The organism is Streptomyces sp. NPDC057697 (assembly GCF_042799335.1).
Taxonomy (GTDB): Bacteria; Actinomycetota; Actinomycetes; order Streptomycetales; family Streptomycetaceae; genus Streptomyces.
This window is the reverse complement of the sequence record NZ_JBHVJA010000011.1, coordinates 314,879-332,365: the sequence shown is the minus strand read 5'-3', so window position 1 is coordinate 332,365 and position 17,487 is coordinate 314,879. Positions and strand designations below refer to the sequence as shown.

Sequence of the window (17,487 nt, the reverse complement as noted above, 5' to 3'; positions counted from 1 at the left end):
CTGGCCGAGGTTGCCGGTGTACTGGGGGATCGCTTCGGGTTTGATCACCGCGTCTGCACCCCGGGCTTCTTCGGGTCCAGGTCCACCGCGCCCAGCGCTTTGCGCTGGGCCTCGGCGGCCATGTCGAGGTCACCGTTCAGGTAGGCGGTCGTGGCGTCCACCGCACCCGTCAGGGACTTGCCCGCACGGGCCGCGACGTACTTCAGGTCCCCGGTGGTGTGCTCGGCGAACTGCGACAACGCCAACGCGACCAGACCACCCACGGCCTGGTCCCCGCCCTTGCCACCACCATCACCACCACCACCGCCCTCGGCGGAGATCGTGCCCGCACTCGACGCCGCCGACGTCATGTGATCCCCGTACGACGTCGCATGCGTCTGGATCTTCGACGCGACCTCACCCGTCGTCTTCAGCACACCCTGAATACCCTGCGGCTTCAAATCCCAGCCAGTCACCCGCACACCCCCGTGAACCGATCAGAAAGACTCAGCGACAACTCAGCCGATGTTGTCGACGGCTGCCTTCGCGCGCGTGATCGTGTGCTGCGCGGTGCCGTCGTTCTGCTCCAGCGTCGTCTTCAGCAGCTGGATGATGTTCTTTACCTCCTGCGAGGCACGGTTCCACCGCATTTCCTTGCCGTGGTACTCGTCCGCCACACCATCGGCCGCGAAGTCCGCCATCGCCGCCTTGACCTGGCCGTCCCGCGCCGCGATCACTTCCTCCAGACGCCCGATCACCACCTGGATGTTGCCCTGCGCGTCCGCGGACGCACCGATGTCGTACGAACGACGATCACTGCCACCAGCCATCGGAAACCCAACCCCCCGTTACTACCGGCCGCCGAAGCGGGCCGCGTCGAAATTCGCCGCCGACATCTGCTGCCGCGCGTTGTCACCCTGCTCCTGATCACCCGAACCGAACGCCTGCTCCATCCCCGACTGACCACCGAGGAGAGCCGACAGCGAACCGTTCAACGCCGCCGTGATCTCGTCCGAACGACTCTTGAACGAGTCGAACGCCACACGCCCCGCACCATTGAACTTCCCCTCCAACGGCGCCGCCGCCTGCACCAACTGACGGATCAACGTGCCCAGATCATCACTCGACCCACGCGACTTCGACGACAGATTCGTCAGAACCTGCGCCCCCATGTCGAACTTCATCCAGTCCCCCTGCCGAGTCTGCGCAAACAAATGTCCTGCTATCCCTATCAATCCAGCGGCCCAGAGGCAATTGGGGCCCATGGTGCTGTTGAGAGGCTGTGACATAGCACCGGCCGGTCCGGCGCGCGGGAAGGGCCGGTCAGGGAGCGCCCGGCCGGGCTCCGGCGGGCCCGGGGGACCGTTCCGGAGCCGCCGGGGCGCCGCTTGCGCACGCTCTGAGACAGAATGCCGTTTGGCACAAGCCGTGTCGCCGCCGGCCATTCACATCCATCCGCGCCTGCTGCACAGCTGTTTCCCGTCCGCACCGTGGGTGCGGACCGCGCGACGACTCATGGAGTGCAGATTGACTACGACGTTCCGCTCTCGTATCACCGCCCGCATCGGGCGCACCTACCTGTCCAGAATCCAGAAGTACGGGATCGGCTCCTCCACGGTCAGGCTGCTCCCCGACGACCTGCTGATGATGCTGCGCAGGGACGGCCTCGACCCGGTCGAACGACTCGCCAGGACCCGGGCGAAGCGTCCGGTGCACAAGGTCTCGCTGCCGTTCGGCATGGACGCCTGGGTGGTCAGCGGCTACGAGGAGTCGAAGGCCGTCCTCGGCTCGGCCGACGGATTCAGCACCGATTTCGCCCACCTCGCGACGAACGCCGGAGTGGCCGCCGAACAGAGCCCCGGCGGACTCGGGTTCAGCGATCCCCCGGTGCACACGCGCCTGCGCCGCATCCTGACCCCGGAGTTCACCATGCGCCGGCTGCGGCGTCTGACCCCCAGGATCGACGCCATAGTCGAGGAGCGCCTCGACGCGATGGAGGCGGCCCGGGGCCCGGTCGACCTGGTGCAGGAGTTCGCGCTGCCGATCCCGTCCCTCACGATCTGCGAACTGCTCGGCGTGCCGTACGAGGACCGCGAGGACTTCCAGCAGCTCGCCATGGACCGCTTCGACCTCTTCGCCGGGACGACCGCCCCCTTCGGCGCGATGTCGGAGTCGCTGGAGTACTTCAGGGGCGTCGTCAAGGCGCAGCGCGAGAAGCCGGGCGACGGCCTGCTCGGCATGATCGTGCGGGAGCACGGCGACGACGTCGACGACGAGGAACTCGCCGGTCTGGCCGACGGCGTGCTCACCGGCGGGTTCGAGACGACCGCCAGCACGATCGCCCTCGGCTCCCTCGTCCTGCTCCAGAACGGGGACGTGCTGGAGCGAATACGCCAGGACGACACCATGACCGCCCCCTTCGTCGAGGAGGTGCTGCGCTACCTCTCGGCGGTGCAGATCGCCTTCCCCAGGTTCGCCCGCCGCGACATCGAGATAGGCGGCGTCGTCATACCGCAGGGGGACATGGTGCTCTGCTCGCTGAGCGGCGCCAACCGCGATGCCGGATACGTCACGGACGACGGGCGCTTCGACCCGCACCGCGTCCCGGCGGGCGGCCACCTCGCCTTCGGCCACGGCATCCACCGCTGTGTCGGCGCCGAACTGGCCCGCATGGAGCTGCGCACCGCCTACCCGGCCCTGGTCCGGCGGTTCCCCGGGATGCGGCTCGCCGTCCCGCCCCAGGACCTGGCCTTCCGCAAGCTGTCCATCGTGTACGGCATCGAATCGCTGCCGGTGCACCTGCGCTGAGCCGCCCGTACCGGATCGTGCCACGGGGCCGGCCGCCCGGCCCCGCGACGGTGGCGGCCGGTCAGTGGCTGCCGGTGAGTTCGCCGCTGAGGGACGTGTGGAGCTCGGCGCTCGGCTCGTTCAGGCCGACGATGTCCACGGTCTTGCCGCGCTGCGCGTACTTGGTGGTGATGGCGTCCAGCGCGGCGACGGACGAGGCGTCCCAGATGTGGGCGGCGGAGAGGTCGATGACGACCCGGCCGGGATCGGCGCCGTAGTCGAACCGGGTGATCAGGTCGTTGGCGGAGGCGAAGAAGAGCTCGCCGGTGACGGTGTAGACGATCCGGTCGCCCCCGGGGTCGGTGACCGCCGTGACATCGGCCAGGTGGGCGACCCGCCGGGCGAAGATCACCATGGCGATGACCGTACCGGCCACGACGCCGACGGCCAGGTTGTGGGTGACGACCACACAGACCACGGTCGCCACCATGACGAAGGTCTCCCCGACGGGCATCCGCCTGAGGGTCCTCGGCGCGACGGAGTGCCAGTCGAAGGCCGCGACGGACACCATCACCATGACGGCGACGAGGGCGGCCATCGGAATGCGCGAGACGACGGGCCCGAAGACGATGCACAGCACCATCAGGAAGGCGCCCGCGAGGAAGGTCGACAGGCGGGTGCGGGCACCCGACACCCGTACGTTGATCATCGTCTGGCCGATCACGGCGCAGCCGCCCATCCCGCCGAAGAGGCCGGTGACGATGTTGGCGATGCCCTGGCCGACCGACTCGCGGGTCTTGCTGGAACGGGTGTCGGTGATGTCGTCGACCAGCTTGGCGGTCATCAGGGACTCCATCAGCCCCACCAGCGCCATGGCGAGCGCGTACGGCGCGACGGTCGTCAGGGTGTCCGGTGCGAACGGCACATCGGGCAGGCCGGGTACCGGAAGCGAGGACGGCAGCTCGCCCCGGTCGCCGACGGTCGGTACGGCGATCCCGGCGGCGACGGTGACGGCGGTCAGGATGACGATGGAGACGAGCGGCGCGGGGACCGCCCTGGTGACCCTGGGGAAGAACACCATCAGCGCGATGCCGGCGACGACCAGCGGGTAGACGGCCCAGGGCACGTCGTGCAGCTCGGGGACCTGGGCCATGAAGACCAGGAGCGCGAGGGAGTTGACGAAGCCGACCATCACGCCGCGCGGCACGAACCGCAGCAGCTTCGCGACGCCCAGCGCGCCGAGGACGATCTGGAAGACACCGCCGAGGACGACCGCGGCGATCAGATAGCCGAACCCGTGCTGGCGGTTGAGGGGAGCGACGACCAGGGCGACCGCCCCGGTGGCGGCGGAGATCATCGCCGGACGCCCGCCGACGACCGAGATCACCACCGCCATGAGGAACGAGGTGAACAGCCCGATCGCCGGATCCACTCCGACGATCACCGAGAACGAGATCGCCTCGGGAATCAGAGCCAGCCCGACCACGAGCCCGGCCAGCAGCTCGGTGCGGAACACCCTCGGGGACAGCCGGGCGGGACGGAGACCGCGCAACCGCGCGGCCGGGGACAGTACGGAGAAGGACAAGAGCGGGAAACCTGTCGTGCGGGAGGGGGCGTACGGGGCAGCGGGGGAGGCAGGGGCGTTCCCCCGGCACTCGGCGCATCAGGCCAGGATGCTCCTCCGCCACCCCGCACCCGGGCACCGGGGTGCCCTCCCCGGTACCCGACACGTCCCACCACGACGCTCCCCGGCACCCGGCACCCGTCCCCGCCAGGCCGGGGCCCTACGTGCTCAGCACTCGATGATGTTCACAGCCAACCCACCCCGCGCCGTCTCCTTGTACTTCACGCTCATGTCCGCCCCGGTCTCCTTCATGGTCTTGATGACCTTGTCGAGGGAGACCTTGTGGCTGCCGTCGCCGCGCAGCGCCATCTTCGCCGCCGTGACGGCCTTCACCGCCGCCATGCCGTTGCGTTCGATGCACGGGATCTGGACGAGGCCGCCCACGGGGTCGCAGGTCAGGCCCAGGTTGTGTTCCATGCCGATCTCGGCGGCGTTCTCGACCTGTTCCGGGGTGCCGCCGAGGACCTCGGCGAGGGCGCCCGCGGCCATCGAGCAGGCGGAGCCCACCTCGCCCTGGCAGCCGACCTCGGCGCCGGAGATGGAGGCGTTCTCCTTGAAGAGCATGCCGATCGCCCCGGCCGCGAGGAGGAAGCGGACGACGCCGTCCTCCTTCTCCGCCTCGGTGGCGCCGCCGGCCGCGAAGTTCATGTAGTAGTGCAGCACCGCCGGGATGATGCCCGCGGCGCCGTTGGTGGGCGCGGTGACGACCCGGCCGCCCGCCGCGTTCTCCTCGTTGACCGCCATCGCGTAGAGGGTGATCCACTCCATCGCATGGGTCTGCGGGTCGCCCTCGGCGCGCAGCTGGCGGGCGGTGTTCGCGGCGCGGCGGCGGACCCGCAGGCCGCCGGGGAGGATGCCCTCGCGGGACATGCCGCGCGCGACGCAGGCCTGCATGACGCGCCAGATGTCCAGCAGGCCCGAGCGGATCTCGTCCTCGGTGCGCCAGGCCCGTTCGTTCTCCAGCATCAGGGAGGAGATGGACAGGCCGGTGTCCTTCGAGAGCCGCAGCAGTTCGTCACCGGTGCGGAAGGGGTGCTTCAGCACGGTGTCGTCGAGGACGATCCGGTCCTCGCCGACCGCGTCCTCGTCGACGACGAAGCCGCCGCCGACCGAGTAGTAGGTCTTCTCCAGGAGAGGGGCGCCCTCGTGGTCGAAGGCGAAGATCGTCATGCCGTTGGCGTGGTACGGGAGGGCCTTGCGGCGGTGCAGGACCAGCTGCTCGTCGGCGTCGAAGTCGATCTCGTGCATGCCGAGGAGGTTGATCCGGCCGGTGGTGCGGATCTGCTCCACCCGGTCGTCGGCGGACTCCACGTCGACGGTGCGGGGCGACTCGCCCTCCAGGCCGAGCAGGACCGCCTTGGGGGTGCCGTGGCCGTGACCGGTCGCACCGAGCGAGCCGTACAGCTCGGCGCGTATCGAGGCGGTGTGGGCGATGAGGCCCTCGTTCTTCAGCCGGCGCGCGAACATACGGGCGGCGCGCATCGGGCCGACCGTATGGGAGCTGGACGGGCCGATGCCGATCGAGAACAGGTCGAAGACCGAGATGGCCACGGGTGACTCCTCAAGGGTTGGTAGACATCGTCGTCTGCCGGGTGGTGCGGTACGGACCGGGCCGGGCGGCCCGGAGAGCGGGGGCATGGGACGGGGCACCGCGCTCACCCTTCAGTGTGCGTGGTGCCCCGCCCCAACGTGTTGCCAGAACCTGTCCGGACTACTTCAGGCCGGGGTACAGCGGGAACTTCTCCGCCAGCGCGACGACACGGGCCTTCAGGGCGTCCGCGTCGTAGGACGGCTTGAGCGCGGCGGCGATGATCTCCGCGACCTCGGTGAAGTCCTCGGCCTGGAAACCGCGGGTCGCCAGGGCCGGCGTGCCGATCCGCAGCCCGGAGGTGACCATCGGCGGCCGCGGGTCGTTCGGGATGGCGTTCCGGTTGACCGTGATGCCCAGCTCGTGCAGCCGGTCCTCGGCCTGCTGGCCGTCCAGCTCGGAGTTGCGCAGGTCGACGAGGACCAGGTGGACGTCCGTGCCGCCGGAGAGGACGGAGACGCCGACCTCGGTGACGTCCGGCTGGACCAGGCGCTCGGCGAGGATGCGGGCGCCGTCCAGGGTGCGCTGCTGGCGCTCCTTGAACTCCTCGGTCGCCGCGACCTTGAACGAGACCGCCTTGGCCGCGATCACGTGCTCCAGCGGACCGCCCTGCTGGCCCGGGAAGACCGCGGAGTTGATCTTCTTGGCGAGCTCCTGCGTCGACAGGATGACGCCACCGCGCGGACCGCCGAGGGTCTTGTGCGTGGTGGTCGTGACGACATGGGCGTGCGGCACCGGGTTGGGGTGCAGACCCGCGGCCACCAGGCCGGCGAAGTGCGCCATGTCGACCATCAGGTACGCGCCGACCTCGTCCGCGATGCGGCGGAAGGCGGCGAAGTCCAGCTGACGCGGGTACGCGGACCAGCCGGCGACGATCAGCTTCGGCTTGGCCTCCTTGGCCAGGCGCTCGACCTCGGCCATGTCCACGACACCGGTCTCGTCGACGTGGTACGGGACCACGTTGTAGAGCTTGCCGGAGAAGTTGATCTTCATGCCGTGGGTCAGGTGACCACCGTGGGCCAGGTTCAGGCCCATGATCGTGTCGCCCGGCTTGAGCAGCGCGAACATCGCGGCGGCGTTGGCCTGCGCACCGGAGTGCGGCTGGACGTTCGCGGCCTCGGCGCCGAACAGCGCCTTGATGCGGTCGATCGCGATCTGCTCGACGACGTCGACGTGCTCGCAGCCGCCGTAGTAGCGGCGGCCGGGGTAGCCCTCGGCGTACTTGTTGGTCAGGACGGAGCCCTGGGCCTCCATGACCGCGACCGGAGCGAAGTTCTCCGAGGCGATCATTTCGAGGGTGGACTGCTGACGGTGGAGCTCGGCGTCGACGGCGGCGGCGACGTCCGGGTCCAGCTCGTGGAGGGAGGAGTTGAGAAGCGACATCAGGTGGTCCCTTGGGGTCTTTAGTTGCCGGAGAACTCGGTGTACTCGTCCGCGGAGAGCAGGTCCTTCGGCTCCTCCGCGACGCGTACCTTGAACAGCCAGCCGCCCTCGAAGGGAGCGGAGTTCACCAGCGACGGGTCGTCCACGACGTCCTGGTTCGCCTCGGTGACCTCGCCGGTCACGGGGGAGTACAGGTCGCTCACCGACTTGGTCGACTCCAGCTCGCCGCAGGTCTCGCCCGCGGTCACCGTGTCACCGACCTCGGGGAGCTGGGCGTAGACGACATCGCCGAGTGCGTTGGCCGCGTACTCGGTGATACCGATCGTGGCCACACCGTCCTCGACGGCCGACAGCCACTCGTGCTCCTTGCTGTACCGCAGCTGCTGGGGGTTGCTCATGACCTGAATTCTCCTGTACGCGGGGGAGTGCTGATGAACGGTGGTCTTACGGTGTGAGACGCGACTGCGTCACTTCTCGGTGGGCGCCGACGTCACTTCTGGCGCTTGTAGAACGGCAGTGCCACGACCTCGTACGGCTCGTGGCTGCCCCGGATGTCCACTCCGACGCCCTCGGCGCCGGGCGTGGCGTGCGCGGCGTCCACGTACGCCATGGCGATCGGCTTGCCCAGGGTGGGCGACGGGGCGCCCGAGGTGACCTCGCCGACGACCTCGCCGCCGACGACGACGGAGAATCCGGCGCGCGGCACGCGACGGCCCTCGGCGACCAGCCCGACCAGCTTGCGCGGCGGGGCGGTCTCGGCGCGCCCGGCGGCGGCCCGGAGCGCCTCGCGGCCGACGAAGTCGCCCTCCTTCTCGAACTTCACGACCCGGCCGAGACCCGCGTCGAACGGGGTCAGCGCCGTGGTCAGCTCGTGCCCGTACAGCGGCATGCCCGCCTCCAGGCGCAGCGTGTCGCGGCAGGAGAGACCGCACGGGATCAGGCCGTGGGAGGCGCCCGCCTCGGTCAGCGCCTTCCACAGCTGCTCGGCGTGGTCGGGGGCGACGAACAGCTCGAAGCCGTCCTCGCCGGTGTAGCCGGTACGGGCGATCAGCGCGGGGACACCGGCGACGGTGCCGGGCAGCCCGGCGTAGTACTTCAGTCCGTCCAGGTCGGCGTCGGTGACCGAGGCCAGGATCGTGGGGGACTCGGGGCCCTGGACGGCGAGCAGCGCGTACGCGTCCCGGTCGTCGCGCACCTCGGCGTCGAAGCCCTCGGCCCGCTCGGTCAGCGCGTCCAGCACGATCTGGGCGTTGCCCGCGTTGGCGACCACCATGTACTCGGTCTCGCCCAGCCGGTAGACGATCAGGTCGTCCAGGATGCCGCCGTCCTCGGCGCAGATCATCGTGTAGCGGGCCCGGCCCACGGCGACCGTGCCGATGTTGCCGACCAGCGCGAAGTCCAGCAGGGCCGCGGCCGCCGGTCCGGTGACGGTGATCTCGCCCATGTGCGACAGGTCGAAGAGCCCGGCCCGGGTGCGCACCGCGTTGTGCTCGTCGCGCTCGCTGGCGTACCGCAGGGGCATGTCCCAGCCCGCGAAGTCGGTCATGGTCGCGCCCAGCGAACGGTGCAGGGCGTCGAGGGCGGTGAGACGGGGGGCGGTGCTCATGGATATGACTCCCAGGGCATGACGACGAGGACGATCCCTCCCCATCTGTCATCGGAACCTGAGAGGTTCGCCGAGAGCCCCTGGAAGGGGTCGGCTTGCACCTTGGGTGGGGCCGCGAAGCGGCCCGCTTTTCAGATCTGCCTCATCCACGCGGTACGGGGCCTGAGAGATTCAAGGGAGGAACTTGCTCCTTCGGCGCCCGGCACATGCAGTGACCGGAACTCTCCCGCGCGGATTCAAGCGGCCTTTATGCAGTTGGCCGGGTCATCATCGCATGCATCGCGCCGGAGTGGGGCCCCGGTCCCCCGCCGGAATTCACCGGCGTGGACGGTTGTGCCGCATTACCTTTTCTTTACACTTCAGGGGCATACGTGGGGTGAGCCGACAGGGGGAGGGCGATGACGTTGCAGCGGTACGCGACGACCGCGGAGGTCGCGCACGGCGCGATGCCCGCACAGGCGGGGGCCGCGCCGGGGACGGCCTCCGGCGGGCCCGCGCCGGTGGTGCGGGACCTGCGGGCACGGTCCGGCCACGGGCCCCGCGGCCTGTACTTCGCGGCGGGCGACGTGGTGGTGGTCTCCGGGCTGCCCGGCAGCGGCAAGTCGACACTGATCCGGCGCGCGGTGACGGCGGCCCACGCCGTCGACTCCCAGGACACGCGGGACCGCTGGGCGCGGAGCATGCCCCGCTTACTTCCCTACGCCCTCTACCGCCCGCTCGTCCGCGTCGCCCACTACTGGGGGCTGCGCCGGGTGCTGCGCTCCGGGGAGTCCGTCGTGGTCCACGACTGCGGCACCCAGGCGTGGGTGCGCGCCTGGCTGGGCCGTGACGTCCGGCGCCGGGGCGGCGCCCTGCATCTCGTCCTGCTCGACGTCACCCCCCGGATCGCGCGGGAGGGCCAGCGCGAGCGCGGGCGCGGCGTATCGGGATACGCCTTCGCCCGGCACCGCAGGGCCGTGGGCAGGCTGCTGAAAGCGGTCGACGAGGGCCTGCTGCCGTCCGGCTGCGCCTCGGCGGTGCTGCTGGACCGGGAGGCGGCGGGGCGGCTCGGCCGGATCGCCTTCGGGGACGAACGGCTCGGGGCCGGGTAGCCGCGGGCCGGGCCGGACCGCGGCCGGGCGTTAACCTTCTGCCGGAAAGCGTGGGCGAGAAGGGGAAGCAGTGGACGTTCCGGCACAGCTCCAGTCCCATCCGCAGGGCGGATGGCCGGCCAATGAGCTCGAAGAGGTACTGACGGCCTCGGTGGGCGTCCCGGAGGCGGGCGGACGGCTCGTCGAGGTGCTCGGACGCAGCGATGTCTGGGTCCCGCTGCCCAACGGCGGCGGGCCCGACGCGGAGGCGCTGGACCTGCCGACGCTGGAGATCGAGGGCGCCGCCTACGTCCCCGTGTTCAGCTCCGAACAGCAGTTCCTCGCCTGTGTCGGCACCCGGATGTCCTTCACCGTCGCGCCCGCCCGCGACTTCGCCCGCGGCCTGCCCCCGCAGCTCGGCATCGCGGTGAACCCCGGCGGCGCGGTCGGGATACCGCTGCCGCCCCCCGCCGTGGCCGAACTCTGCCGGGCCGGACGCACCCCGCTGGACGGCCCGGCCACCGGCGGCCGGGTCCGGCTGTACGAGCCGGGCTGGAAGGAGGAGCCGGTCGACTTCCTCGCCGCGGCGGCCGGAGAGTTCGAGGAGAGCGGCGTCGTGCTCACCGCCCGCCGGGCACTGGCCAGCGTCGAGGGCGACGAGCCCGTCCTCTTCATCGGCGTGGAGTTCTCCACCTGGGACGGAGCGGGCCGCAACGCCCCGATGGACGCCCTCGGCCGCGCCCTGGGCCGGGTCGAGGTGCCCTGGCCGGTCAATCTCGTCCTGCTCGACGTCGCACAGGATCCGGTCGGCGACTGGATGCGCGAGAAGGTCCGGCCGTTCTACCAGCGAGCGGCCCGGTAGCCCCGGCGCGGCGCCCGCGGCGGGCACCGGCCCGGAACACCGCCGCGGCCCATGGCGTCAAGTCGGTGTCAGGACCGGCGCATAAGCTGGTTTCATGGCTGGTGCCTCGGCATCATGCCGCCCCCGTGTGCCCGGGAGCGGCCGGCCGACACAGTGGATCGAAGAGGGGCGGGACCAGGTGAGTGCGTCAGGCACCGCGGCGGCCGGGCAGGTCGAGCACATGCTTCGCCAAGTGACGCCCGGACGCTACGACGCGTACGAGGCACTGCTCCAGGCCCTCGCGAACGGCCGGATCTGGATGCTGCTCTGGCACGGCCAGGCGGGCTCGCCCGACGCCCAGTACGGAAACATGGAGGTCGACGGCCTCGGCTACGCCCCCTGTGTGACCTCCGCCCAGGAGCTCTCGGTCAGTGGCTGGAACCGCGCCCATGAGCTGGTCGGCGGCCTGGAGGTCGCCCGCGCCCTCTTCCCCGACCGCTGGGGCATCTGGCTCAACCCGCACGCCCCGGGCGGCGGCGTCGGCATCCCCTGGCTGGATCTGCGCCGGATCGCCACCGGCCTCGACCGGATGCCCGCGGGCCCGCTCCGGCTCACCGAGCCGGCCATCGAGATCCCGCAGTTCTACGCCCTGCTCGCGCAGAACGCCCACCACACCCCCGCGGTCCGCTCGCTGCGCCGCGCCTGGGTGCAGCCCGCGCTGGGCGCCCCGTACCTCACCATCGGCCTCGACCTCTACGACACCAGCCCGCCCTCGGTGGACGCCGCGCGCGCGATGATGCAGCAGTCGGTCTCCGCCGTCCCGGACGGGCTGCCCGTCTCCACCGTCGCCATGTCCGACGAGTACGACCCGGTCGCGATGTGGCTGCGCGCCAACGCCCGGCCGTTCTACGACCGCGAGGCGCACGCCCCGGCGCCCCCCGTCACCGGCTACGGCTACCCGCCCCAGGGCGCGTACTGATCCGTCCGGTACCACCGCTCCCAGGGCGTCGCTCCGGCGGCGCCCTCCGGTGACGTCCTTTCCGGGGTGTTCGTCCCCCGGGAGCCGTAATGCGGGTGTTGTGTTCCGGCGGGTGTTGTGTTCGGGAATTCCGCAACGCCACGATAAGACGCCAACTACCCGCATTTCGGCGCGCGTTCACTTCCACAGCGCCACAACGGGCCTGCCATGTCCGAGATTTCCGTGCTGGTCACGTCTGGTGACGATAGCTTCGTGAATCTTCTTCCGTGCCCCCTTCCACCTCAACTGACCTGTGTTCGACGGGCGTTCACTTCCGTCCGGATAACGGAACACCCAGGGCCGCATCACGGTTAGGCATCCATTCGCCTGTCGGTCTGGCTACCTGTAGTGACGGCAATGAAGACTCCCGCAGCAAGGGCGTCTTGCCGCCTCTGCGTACGACTGACTGATCGCGCCGCCACAGCGGCCAGTTCGGCCCGGCCACCGCCGGTTGAGAGGGGTCCTTGCCACGATGACGGCACCACTGCACGAGCCGACCAAGGAAGCGGATCCGGTCGCGGCCGACGGTCCCGCAGTCGACTCCGGGGTGAAGAAGGTCGAGGGACGGTCTCTCAAGCAGATCGCCTGGAACCGCCTGAAGCAGGACAGAGTCGCTCTGACGGGTGGCATCGTTGTCCTCGTCCTGGTCGTGGTGGCGATCTTCGCGCCCCTCATCGTCGGCCTGCTGGGACATCCGCCGAACGACTTCCACCAGGACAAGCTCGACCCGCTGACCAACCTCCCCACCGGCAGCCTCGGCGGAGTGAGCGGCGACTTCCTCTTCGGCGTCGAACCCAACAAGGGCCGCGACATCTTCAGCCGGATCGTCTACGGCGCCCGGATCTCGCTGCTCGTGGCCTTCCTGGCGGCCCTGGTCGCCGTCGCCCTCGGCACCCTCTTCGGGATCATCGCCGGATACTTCGGCGGCTGGATCGACGCGGTGATCAGCCGGATCATGGACGTGCTGCTCTCCTTCCCGCAGCTCCTCTTCATCATCTCCCTGGTCTCGGTCCTCCCCGACGACCTGCTCGGGCTCACCGGCAGCGGCGTACGCATCGCCGTGCTCGTCGCCGTCATCGGCTTCTTCGGCTGGCCGTACGTGGGCCGCATCGTCCGGGGGCAGACGCTCTCGCTGCGCGAGCGCGAGTACGTGGAGGCGGCGCGCAGCCTCGGCGGCGGCCGGACGCACATCCTCTTCCGCGAGCTGCTGCCCAACCTCGTGGCGCCGATCACCGTCTACGCGACGCTCATGATCCCCACCAACATCCTCACCGAAGCGGCCCTCAGCTTCCTCGGTGCCGGTGTCCGGCCGCCCACCGCCTCCTGGGGCGGGATGCTGCGGGACGCGCTGGAAACGTACGAGCACGACCCGATGTTCATGGTCTTCCCCGGCGTGACGATCTTCATCACCGTGCTGGCCTTCAACCTCTTCGGGGACGGGCTGCGCGATGCCCTGGACCCCAAGGGGACCCGATAACCCACGACTTGCCCCTGCCGCATCGTCAGGTGGCTTTTCCCATGGTTCTCCGGCAAGCAACGGCCTGGGACCGCGATCTCGGAGGTTGCGAGAAAATGTCCACAGTTACCTCGAAACGACGGCTCACCGCTGGTGCGGCCCTCGTGGTCGCGGCGCTGATGACCACCACGGCGTGCGGCGGCGGCAGCGACAACGACGGCGGCGGCAAGTCGAAGGGCGCCGGCTTCAACGCGGCGTTCAACAAGGTCGCCAACCCTTCCACCAAAAAGGGTGGAACGCTGAAGATGATCGGCAAGCAGGACCTCGACTCCGCCGACCCCCAGCGTGCCTACTACGGCATGGCCTGGGACTTCATGCGCTTCTACACCCGCCAGCTGGTCACCTACGACACCAAGCCGGGTCAGGCGTCCACCAAGCTGGTCGGCGACCTGGCCACCGGCCCCGGTGAGATCACGGACGGCGGCAAGACCTACACGTACAAGCTGCGTGATGGTCTGACCTGGGAGGACGGCTCCAAGCTGACCTCCAAGGACGTCAAGTACGGCATCGAGCGCATCTGGGCGACGGACACCATCACCGGTGGCCCGCAGTACCTGAAGCAGACGCTGGACCCGAAGGGCGAGTACAAGGGCCCCTACAAGGACAAGTCCGCGGACAAGCTGGGTCTCAAGACGATCGAGACGCCCGACGACAACACCATCATCTTCAAGCTGCCGAAGCCCAACGGTGACTTCGAGCAGTTCCTCGCCATGCCGTCCGGCTCGCCCGTGCAGGCGGCGAAGGACACCGGCGCGAAGTACACCCAGCGCCCGTTCTCCGCCGGTCCGTACAAGTTCGAGACGTACAAGCCGGGCAAGAACATCGTCCTCGTCCGCAACGACAAGTGGCAGAAGTCCTCGGACCCGGTGCGCGCCGCGCTCCCGGACAAGATCGAGGTGACGATCTCCGCCAACCTGGAGGAGAACGACAAGAAGCTGATGGAGGGCGACTACGACGTCGACCTCAACGGCACCGGCATGACCCAGTCCGGCCGCGTCACCGCCGTCCAGGACCACAAGGCCAGCGTCGACAACATGCTGACGTCCTTCGTCCGCTACGTCGCGCTCGTCCACACGGCGAAGCCGCTGGACGACGTCCACTGCCGCAAGGCCGTCTTCTACGCCACGGACTTCGCCGGTCTCCAGCAGACCCGCGGCGGTGAGATCGCCGGTGGTGAGATCGCCAACAGCACGCTGCCGACCTCCATCAAGGGCCACAGCGACTACGACCCGTACGGCGTCCTCGCCCGCAAGGGCAAGCCGGACCCGGCCAAGGCCAAGGACGAGCTGAAGCAGTGCGGTCACCCGAACGGCTTCTCCACCAAGCTCACCGCCCGTAACAACAACCCGGGCGAGGTCGACACCGCCGAGGCGCTCCAGGAGCAGCTCGGCAAGGTCGGCATCAAGATCGAGGTCGACCCGATCGACGGCGCCGAGGCGTCCAGCATCACCGGTTCGCCGTCCGTCGTGAAGAAGCGCGGCTACGGGATGACGATGAGCGGCTGGGGCCCGGACTTCCCGTCCGGCCAGGGCTTCGGCCAGCCGCTGTGGGACAGCCGGTTCCTCTCCGAGACCGGCAACTACAACGAGTCGCAGCTCAAGGACCCGCAGATCGACAAGCTCTTCGACAACGCGATCGCGGAGACCGACCCGGTCAAGGCCGGTGAGATCTACAAGGAGCTCGACAAGCGGATCCTCGACCAGGCCGACTGGATGCCCTTCATCTACGAGAAGAACATCACCTGGCGCGGCGACCGTCTGACCAACGTCTACATGTCCGACGCCTACAGCGGCCGTTACGACTACGTCTCGCTCGGCGTCGTCAAGTAGTCGCTGGAGTCAACAGCATTCGCAGTCAACCCGGTTGACTGTTCCTCCGCCGCCGAAACCCGCCAGTCCGAAGGGCAGGTGATGGCCGGGGCGGTGGCCGGGAGCCCCCACGAGGGGTTCCCGGCCACCGCCGGGCCGCGCACAGTGCTTGCTTATCTCATCCGGCGCCTGTTCGCCGTAGTCATCATGGTGCTCGTCGTACTGCTCGCGACGTTCACCATCTTCTTCATGCTGCCCAAGTGGGCGGGTCAGGACGTCGCAGTCCTCTTCGCCGGCAAGGCTTCCGGTGCCGAGCAGCTCGCGGGCATCCGGATCAAACTGGGTCTCGACGACCCCCTCCTCGTCCAGTTCTGGGACTTCGTCAAGGGCATCCCGATGGGGCGCGACTACGCGAACGGTGCCGACGTCACCCACTGCGCCGCGCCCTGTTTCGGCTACTCCTTCCGTACCGAAGTGCCGGTCTGGACCACCCTCAAGGACGCGCTGCCCGTCACCGGAGCGCTCGCCGCCGGTGCCTGCGTGCTGTGGCTCCTCGGTGGTGTCGCCACCGGTGTGGTGTCCGCGCTGCGGCGCGGCAGCATCTGGGACCGTGCCGCGATGACCACGGCCCTCGCCGGTGTCTCGCTGCCGATCTTCTTCACCGGCATGGTCGCGATGGGCCTGTTCGTGCACAACTTCGGCTGGGTGCACATCGCGGACAACCTCTCCACGGACGACGGCATCGGCACCTGGTTCCAGACGCTGATCCTGCCGTGGATCGTGCTCGCCTTCCTGAACGCGGCGATGTACGCCCGGCTCACCCGGGCCACCATGCTCGAAGTGCTCGGCGAGGACTACATCCGTACCGCCCGCGCCAAGGGCCTCGGCGAGGGCACCGTCATCACCCGGCACGCCCTGCGGTCCGCGATGACCCCGATCCTCACCGTCTTCGGGCTGGACATCGGCGTGCTCCTCGGTGGCGCCGTCCTCACCGAGTCCACGTTCAACCTGCCCGGTCTCGGGCTGGCCGCGGTCCAGGCCATCAGCAACAAGGACCTGCCGGTGATTCTCGGCGTCACCCTGTTCGCGGCCCTCGCGATCGCCGTCGCCAACCTCGTCGTCGACATCATGTACGCCGTCATCGACCCGCGAGTGAGGCTGGGATGACCGAACTGAACAAGAGCGGCGCCGCGCCGGGCGAACCCTCCCCGGCCGGCTCGCCCGCTCCCACCGCCTTCCTCGAAGTGCGCGACCTCAAGGTGCACTTCCCGACCGACGACGGTCTGGTCAAGTCCGTCGACGGGCTCACCTTCCAGCTGGAGAAGGGCAAGACCCTCGGCATCGTCGGCGAGTCCGGCTCCGGCAAGTCCGTCACCTCGCTGGGCATCATGGGCCTGCACACCACGGGCCAGTACGGCAAGCGCAAGGCGCGGGTCTCCGGCGAGATCTGGCTGGACGGCAGGGAACTGCTGTCCGCCGACCCCGACGAGGTGCGCAGGCTGCGCGGCCGCGACATGGCCATGATCTTCCAGGACCCGCTGTCCGCGCTGCACCCGTACTACACGATCGGCAAGCAGATCGTGGAGGCGTACCGGGTCCACCACGACGTCGACAAGAAGACCGCCCGCAAGCGCGCGGTCGAGATGCTCGACCGGGTCGGCATCCCGCAGCCCGACAAGCGCGTCGACAGCTACCCGCACGAGTTCTCCGGCGGTATGCGCCAGCGCGCGATGATCGCCATGTCGCTGGTCAACAACCCCGAGCTGCTGATCGCCGACGAGCCGACGACCGCCCTGGACGTGACCGTCCAGGCGCAGATCCTCGACCTGATCCGCGACCTGCAGAAGGAATTCGGCTCCGCCGTCATCGTGATCACCCACGACCTGGGTGTGGTGGCCGAGCTCGCCGACGACATCCTGGTGATGTACGGCGGCCGCTGCGTCGAGCGCGGACCGGCCGAGCAGGTGTTCTACGAGCCCCGGCACCCCTACACCTGGGGCCTGCTGGGCTCGATGCCGCGCCTCGACCGCGACCAGACCGACCGGCTCATCCCGGTCAAGGGTTCCCCGCCGTCGCTCATCAACATCCCCTCGGGCTGCGCCTTCAACCCGCGCTGCCCGTACGCGGACGTGCCCAAGGACGACGTCACCCGCACCGTACGGCCCGAGCTCCAGGAGGTCGGCAGCCGGCACTGGGCGGCCTGCCACATGTCGCAGGAGCAGCGGGAGCGTATCTGGACCGAAGAGATTGCGCCCAAGCTGTGAGCG

The 17,487-nt window shown here is 69.5% G+C and carries 16 protein-coding genes and 1 riboswitch; of the genes, 8 read left to right on the top strand and 8 right to left on the bottom strand.

Annotated elements, in window-relative coordinates:
• Positions 1-44 precede the first annotated feature (44 nt).
• From ACFVFH_RS27020 to ACFVFH_RS27010, 3 genes are read right to left on the bottom strand one after another with little or no spacing between them, the layout of a single operon-like run.
• The gene (locus tag ACFVFH_RS27020) at positions 45-455 is read right to left on the bottom strand and encodes a DUF6507 family protein (RefSeq protein ID WP_383773181.1); all 411 of its coding nucleotides are present in this window, start codon (positions 453-455) and stop codon (positions 45-47) included.
• Positions 456-497: 42 nt separating this feature from the next.
• The gene (locus ACFVFH_RS27015; protein WP_383773179.1) at positions 498-809 is read right to left on the bottom strand and encodes a pore-forming ESAT-6 family protein; all 312 of its coding nucleotides are present in this window, start codon (positions 807-809) and stop codon (positions 498-500) included.
• A 21-nt stretch (positions 810-830) separates the two neighbouring features.
• Positions 831-1,163 carry a hypothetical protein gene (locus ACFVFH_RS27010; RefSeq protein WP_329919275.1) on the bottom strand — a complete coding sequence of 111 codons (333 nt, stop codon included), beginning with the start codon at positions 1,161-1,163 and terminating at the stop codon, positions 831-833.
• A gap of 331 nt (positions 1,164-1,494) precedes the next feature.
• Here ACFVFH_RS27010 and ACFVFH_RS27005 point away from each other — a divergent pair, with 331 nt between their 5' ends.
• Entirely contained in the window at positions 1,495-2,787 is a 1,293-nt protein-coding gene (locus ACFVFH_RS27005; protein ID WP_383773177.1) for a cytochrome P450, read from the top strand.
• 61 nt (positions 2,788-2,848) lie between these two features.
• Here the strand turns inward: ACFVFH_RS27005 and ACFVFH_RS27000 are convergent, their stop codons facing one another.
• The 5 genes from ACFVFH_RS27000 to gcvT all read right to left on the bottom strand — a co-directional run bounded on the left by ACFVFH_RS27000 (position 2,849) and on the right by gcvT (position 8,967).
• Positions 2,849-4,351, bottom strand: a complete 1,503-nt coding sequence (locus ACFVFH_RS27000; RefSeq protein WP_383773175.1) for a SulP family inorganic anion transporter — start codon at positions 4,349-4,351, stop codon at positions 2,849-2,851.
• A gap of 207 nt (positions 4,352-4,558) precedes the next feature.
• Entirely contained in the window at positions 4,559-5,941 is a 1,383-nt protein-coding gene (locus tag ACFVFH_RS26995) for an L-serine ammonia-lyase (protein ID WP_383773173.1), read from the bottom strand.
• Between the two features lie 160 nt (positions 5,942-6,101).
• The gene (gene glyA / locus ACFVFH_RS26990; RefSeq protein WP_383773171.1) at positions 6,102-7,361 is read right to left on the bottom strand and encodes a serine hydroxymethyltransferase; all 1,260 of its coding nucleotides are present in this window, start codon (positions 7,359-7,361) and stop codon (positions 6,102-6,104) included.
• 20 nt (positions 7,362-7,381) lie between these two features.
• Positions 7,382-7,759: a glycine cleavage system protein GcvH gene (gene gcvH / locus ACFVFH_RS26985; RefSeq protein ID WP_383773169.1), complete on the bottom strand. Its 378-nt coding sequence runs from the start codon at positions 7,757-7,759 to the stop codon at positions 7,382-7,384.
• A gap of 92 nt (positions 7,760-7,851) precedes the next feature.
• Positions 7,852-8,967 carry a glycine cleavage system aminomethyltransferase GcvT gene (gene gcvT / locus ACFVFH_RS26980; RefSeq protein WP_383773167.1) on the bottom strand — a complete coding sequence of 372 codons (1,116 nt, stop codon included), beginning with the start codon at positions 8,965-8,967 and terminating at the stop codon, positions 7,852-7,854.
• A gap of 141 nt (positions 8,968-9,108) precedes the next feature.
• Positions 9,109-9,206: riboswitch (glycine riboswitch) on the bottom strand.
• A 159-nt stretch (positions 9,207-9,365) separates the two neighbouring features.
• Between gcvT and ACFVFH_RS26975 the strand changes: the two genes are divergently transcribed.
• The 7 genes from ACFVFH_RS26975 to ACFVFH_RS26945 all read left to right on the top strand — a co-directional run bounded on the left by ACFVFH_RS26975 (position 9,366) and on the right by ACFVFH_RS26945 (position 17,484).
• The gene (locus tag ACFVFH_RS26975) at positions 9,366-10,058 is read left to right on the top strand and encodes an AAA family ATPase (protein ID WP_383773165.1); all 693 of its coding nucleotides are present in this window, start codon (positions 9,366-9,368) and stop codon (positions 10,056-10,058) included.
• A 70-nt stretch (positions 10,059-10,128) separates the two neighbouring features.
• Positions 10,129-10,899: an enhanced serine sensitivity protein SseB gene (locus ACFVFH_RS26970; protein WP_383773163.1), complete on the top strand. Its 771-nt coding sequence runs from the start codon at positions 10,129-10,131 to the stop codon at positions 10,897-10,899.
• Between the two features lie 178 nt (positions 10,900-11,077).
• Complete coding sequence (locus ACFVFH_RS26965; protein ID WP_383773161.1) at positions 11,078-11,857, top strand: enhanced serine sensitivity protein SseB C-terminal domain-containing protein; 780 nt, start codon at positions 11,078-11,080, stop codon at positions 11,855-11,857.
• A gap of 511 nt (positions 11,858-12,368) precedes the next feature.
• Positions 12,369-13,373 carry an ABC transporter permease gene (locus ACFVFH_RS26960; RefSeq protein ID WP_093549230.1) on the top strand — a complete coding sequence of 335 codons (1,005 nt, stop codon included), beginning with the start codon at positions 12,369-12,371 and terminating at the stop codon, positions 13,371-13,373.
• A gap of 95 nt (positions 13,374-13,468) precedes the next feature.
• Positions 13,469-15,241, top strand: coding sequence for an ABC transporter substrate-binding protein (locus ACFVFH_RS26955; RefSeq protein ID WP_383773159.1), 1,773 nt, complete (start codon positions 13,469-13,471; stop codon positions 15,239-15,241).
• Positions 15,242-15,385: 144 nt separating this feature from the next.
• Positions 15,386-16,387, top strand: coding sequence for an ABC transporter permease (locus ACFVFH_RS26950; RefSeq protein WP_383773217.1), 1,002 nt, complete (start codon positions 15,386-15,388; stop codon positions 16,385-16,387).
• A complete protein-coding gene (locus ACFVFH_RS26945; RefSeq protein WP_383773157.1) occupies positions 16,384-17,484 on the top strand; it encodes an ABC transporter ATP-binding protein in 1,101 nt (366 codons plus the stop codon). Before ACFVFH_RS26950 ends, ACFVFH_RS26945 begins: the two co-directional genes overlap by 4 nt.
• Positions 17,485-17,487: the final 3 nt, after the last annotated feature.